This is a genomic window from Pseudomonas sp. S4_EA_1b, assembly GCF_016307435.1.
GTDB classification, from domain to species: Bacteria; Pseudomonadota; Gammaproteobacteria; order Pseudomonadales; family Pseudomonadaceae; genus Aquipseudomonas; species Aquipseudomonas rhodesiae.
On sequence record NZ_JAEILC010000123.1, the window covers coordinates 1 to 3,874 of the forward strand.

The 3,874-nt window shown below is 56.6% G+C and carries 5 protein-coding genes and 2 pseudogenes; 2 read left to right on the top strand and 5 right to left on the bottom strand.

Annotated elements, in window-relative coordinates; genetic code table 11:
* The first annotated feature begins 141 nt into the window (after positions 1-141).
* A complete protein-coding gene (locus tag YA0848_RS36540) occupies positions 142-321 on the top strand; it encodes a hypothetical protein (protein ID WP_051122559.1) in 180 nt (59 codons plus the stop codon).
* Positions 322-372: 51 nt separating this feature from the next.
* Here YA0848_RS36540 and YA0848_RS36545 read toward each other — a convergent pair whose 3' ends face one another.
* From YA0848_RS36545 to YA0848_RS30680, 5 genes and pseudogenes are all read right to left on the bottom strand, one after another.
* Positions 373-684, bottom strand: a complete 312-nt coding sequence (locus YA0848_RS36545) for a DUF6088 family protein (protein WP_011005886.1) — start codon at positions 682-684, stop codon at positions 373-375.
* 214 nt (positions 685-898) lie between these two features.
* Positions 899-1,027 (bottom strand): annotated as a pseudogene (locus YA0848_RS36825) (CopG family transcriptional regulator); the annotation flags it as partial.
* A 67-nt stretch (positions 1,028-1,094) separates the two neighbouring features.
* A complete protein-coding gene (locus tag YA0848_RS30670; protein WP_010953884.1) occupies positions 1,095-1,574 on the bottom strand; it encodes a hypothetical protein in 480 nt (159 codons plus the stop codon).
* Positions 1,555-2,199 carry a DUF6036 family nucleotidyltransferase gene (locus YA0848_RS30675; protein ID WP_011005888.1) on the bottom strand — a complete coding sequence of 215 codons (645 nt, stop codon included), beginning with the start codon at positions 2,197-2,199 and terminating at the stop codon, positions 1,555-1,557. The genes YA0848_RS30670 and YA0848_RS30675 overlap by 20 nt, the downstream gene beginning before the upstream one ends.
* 39 nt (positions 2,200-2,238) lie before the next feature.
* Positions 2,239-3,237 carry a DNA-binding protein gene (locus YA0848_RS30680; protein WP_010953882.1) on the bottom strand — a complete coding sequence of 333 codons (999 nt, stop codon included), beginning with the start codon at positions 3,235-3,237 and terminating at the stop codon, positions 2,239-2,241.
* Positions 3,238-3,417: 180 nt separating this feature from the next.
* Here YA0848_RS30680 and YA0848_RS30685 point away from each other — a divergent pair.
* A pseudogene (locus YA0848_RS30685) lies at positions 3,418-3,874 on the top strand (site-specific integrase); the annotation flags it as partial.

Here is a 3,874-nt window from a genome sequence, read left to right on the forward strand (position 1 = left end):
GGGGTCATGCCGAGATAAGGCAAAAATTAGGACATTCGTTCTCTAAGCTATTGTATTTAAACGAGTAGATTAGAAGCCCTGCTCAGCAAAGACTGCTTCGCGCCCAATCGCTTCAGCCATCCATTGAGGAAGGTTTGATCTATGCGATATCAAAATCTGCCAATCGTTACTCGACAGGCACGTGCGCAGCTTGGCGACTGCCTCTTGGGCGTGAGGTTTCCCCAGCCAGGCAAGCGCACGTACAGCGTCGCCAGCAATGGTCGCTCCGAGAGCGATTTGCCACTGCGGCGCATGCTCGATTATTACCTGAGCCTTGCCTAACTGCAGGGTTCTCGGCCGTCCGCCGGTAACAAATACTTCCCTAATCGACACCTATTGCGTTAGCCCTAGAAGGTTCGCTGCGCGGGCACCGCTTAAAGCGATTACCTGATGGCTTTTCGAAGCTATCGCACTAATGACCTTCTCCGTCGCCGGCGCACGTTTGCCGAAGCGCCCAGTGACCGGCGCCACATAGAGGCCACGTGAGATTCGCATCAACTCCCCTCCTTTGGCTAATCGAGAGAATGCTTGGTCCACCGCTGCGCGGCTAGCCAAATGAAGGAATTCGTTTGGTGCAAGAATGCCTCCTTCAGGGAGAAGCCTGCAGTGTTCGACGATGGTCTCGGGAAGGGATTTCATGGTCATGGCTAATTTTATTGAAATATGTCAGAAACCTAGCAACGATTCTGACACTGAACAAACGAAGAGCGGCCTCGTACAGGTATAGGGGGCATGCCGAGATAAGATGAATATTCACTCACTTCGTTTCTATCTTATTTAAATATTTATGCGGTTGCTCCACGCGCACAGGGCAAGCCTAGATAAGGCAAAAATGAGGATGAGTTCAGCCTGGTGCGAATTAAGTAGGCCGATCTGGAGTAGGTAAAGACACTGAGGTATCGGTATCAAGGCTCTGGGCCCAAATCTCGACCAATTCGTGATCAATCACCAAACCCGCGCTCACGTCAGCTAATGCCTCGCGCGTTAGATCAGCGAATCGTCGGTCGTCATTTGTTGAGTTGGTCATTCCGAGTCCATTTTGCCGTGCCCTGCTGCTAACCGACGGGCGCTGTCTCTGAATAGCCCGTCTTCACGCCCTGAGAGGCAGCGTAATGGCGAGTTTGGAAAGCCAGAACATCCTGCATCTGCTTGCTGACGTCTTCCTCCAGCCCCCACTCATAGGCCAGCTTGTCGAGCTTGTAGCGAGAGACCAACTGGGTCGCCCGCGGCGAGCGTTCAGCCGGTTTCAGGTTCGACCAACTGCTGACAAAGCCTTTTAGGCGCGCGGCTTTTTCCGTTGATACACAGGGAAAGCGACGCAGCAGGTCGACCAGATAGAGGGCTCGCAGCTTCTGTTCAGGCTTGCGCAGCTTGCCCGCCACTTCACGCTGCAGGACCGGCACGAGGTCGCGCTCTTCGTACCACAACTGCTTGGCGAGCTCCACAAGAGCATCGGACGCAACTTGGCTAAGGCGCTGCTGGGTGACAGTCTCCAGGAGCGCGCCAAAGCTTTGTTTACGATCCAGGCGTGGCATCTCGCCTATCCTCCAGGTACTTCGCTGTGACCAATTTTAGGCAGCCTTGCATTGCACTTCGGTTGCCCACGGCATAATCGATTGCCTCTGTTGCCAGTGTAACAAACTGGCCGACATCGACACGGCCGCACTCGATGAGCTGTTCGATATCAGATTGATCGTTTTCCGTAAAGCGGCCGAGTTTGGATATTGCTAGATCCACGCCGGCGGCAACGAAGATGTGCAGCGGCTGCTCACCCTCGAAACCCTCCATGGGGATGGCGCGCTCGCGGTAGTCCTCGTGCAGTGGCCCGAGGGCATTGGTGTAGTTCTGATCCAGGTAAACCTGCAAGTCGCGGCCGTCGCTGTCCTCATAACCCTCTGGCGGTGTGTAGACGGCCATGATCTCGTCCTTACGCAGCACGCGGGCCGCCTCGATCTCCGCATCGATGTCCGCACTACCACGCGCATGGGTGAGCAGGTGCACCGCGCAGCCGCCGAAGACGAAGACCTTGAGCGAGCCTGGAGGGTTGCCATCCAGTAGCGGCAAGGCCCGGGCGAACAGATTACCAATGGCCTGGCCTAGCGGTGTAGTCAAACGGACAGGTTCCGCGGCCCCCTCATTGGCAGTCTCAATTAGTGTCATCTTCACCTCCACTCAGCACATGGACTCATGTGTGCCGGTTCATGTGCTCGGTGCGCCATCGCTGTTCGCAAGTGGTGCCCTGAGTAGCTTCAACTGTGTATTGGCTTCGACCAAGCGCTCCTGCAGGCCCTGCGCTTGTTGCGCCAGAGTCGCGGAGGCTTCGCCCAGCCGGGACACCTCCTCCTGCAGCGTGCGACAACGCTGTTCAAGGGCTTCATTCGAGCGTTCGGAACCGGCCAGTACGCTCTGCAAGGCCTCCATGGCCTGATTTTTCTGCGCCAGTAGCTGTTGCTGCGCATGTTGCTCTTTTTGTAACTGCCGCGCCTCGGTGAGCAAGCGTGCATTGTCGCGGTTCAGCTGCGTCAGTTCGTCCTGCTTGATTATCAAGGTCTGCTGCAGTTGCCGCAGTTCCAGTTGCAGTTGTTGCACCTGCGACTCGTGTCGACGCTGTTCCTGCTCGCGCTGCTCCTTGCTGGCCTGACGATAGTGCTCCAAAGCATCACGGGCATGTTGATGCTTTTCCTCCAGCGAGCGAATTTGGCTGTCGCGATCCTGCAGGCGCACCTCCTGATCGCCGTTAGCCTGCGCCAAGCGGGCATTCTCAACCTCGGTCTGTTGGCGTTGCTGCTGTTCCTGCTGTAGCGCTTGCTGAACAGCCTGAAGCTGTTCCGTGAGCCCGCTGCTCTGACTTTCCAACTGCTGGATTCGGCTTTCGGCCAGCCGAGCTTGGTTCTGGTAATCGAGCCGTTCGCGTTGTAGTTGTTCGCGCTCCTGGGCCACGGTGGCCTGCGCATCCTCCTCTAGCTGATCTGCCAGTTGGCCGACCAGGTTGGCCAACTGTTCGCTGAGCGGTATCGCGGCGGTATTTCGGCCGCGCTCGGCGTCTTCGAGTTCTTTCAGGTAGCGGTGAATGGTGGTTTTCGAGCCGGTATTGCCAAGTTCGACCCGTACCGCGTCGATGCTTGGGTTCTCGCCCCGCGCCAGGATCGCCTGTCGCGCCTTCTGAACCAGTGCCTTGTTGATGCCGCCGCGGGCCATGGTCTGCTCCTACGATTTCGTAGTAGATTACATAGTATGTATTTACATACTAAATTTGATTGATGTAAAGCCAGTTAAAAGCAAATAAATCAGATAAAATAATGGAGTGTTATTCAATACGAAAGGCAAAAACGGTCGTTTGGCAGCCGTTTTCCAGTACACAAAGGGCAACCTCGGGCGATGAAAGACGTCGGGCGCTATCTACAAGCTGGTACGCGGGAAAACACCCGCCGCAGCTACCAATCGGCCATCGAGCACTTCGAAGTGACGTGGGGCGGCTTCCTGCCCGCCACCAGCGACAACATCGTGCGCTACCTGGTGGAATACGCCGACACGCTGAGCCTCAGCACGCTCAAACAGCGCCTGGCCGCCCTGGCTCAATGGCATATCACCCAAGGTTTTCCTGATCCGACCAAGACACCCACAGTGCGTCAGGTGCTCAAAGGCATCCGCACATTGCATCCGGCGCAAACGAAGCAGGCTGCGCCGTTGCAGTTGCAGCACTTGGAGCAAGCAATTCAATGGCTGAGTCGGGAAGCCGAACAGGCTCAGCAGTCCGGCAATTTGGCAAGCCTGCTTCGCAGCCGGCGCGATGCGGCGTTGCTGCTGATCGGCTTCTGGCGGGGTTTTCGTAGTG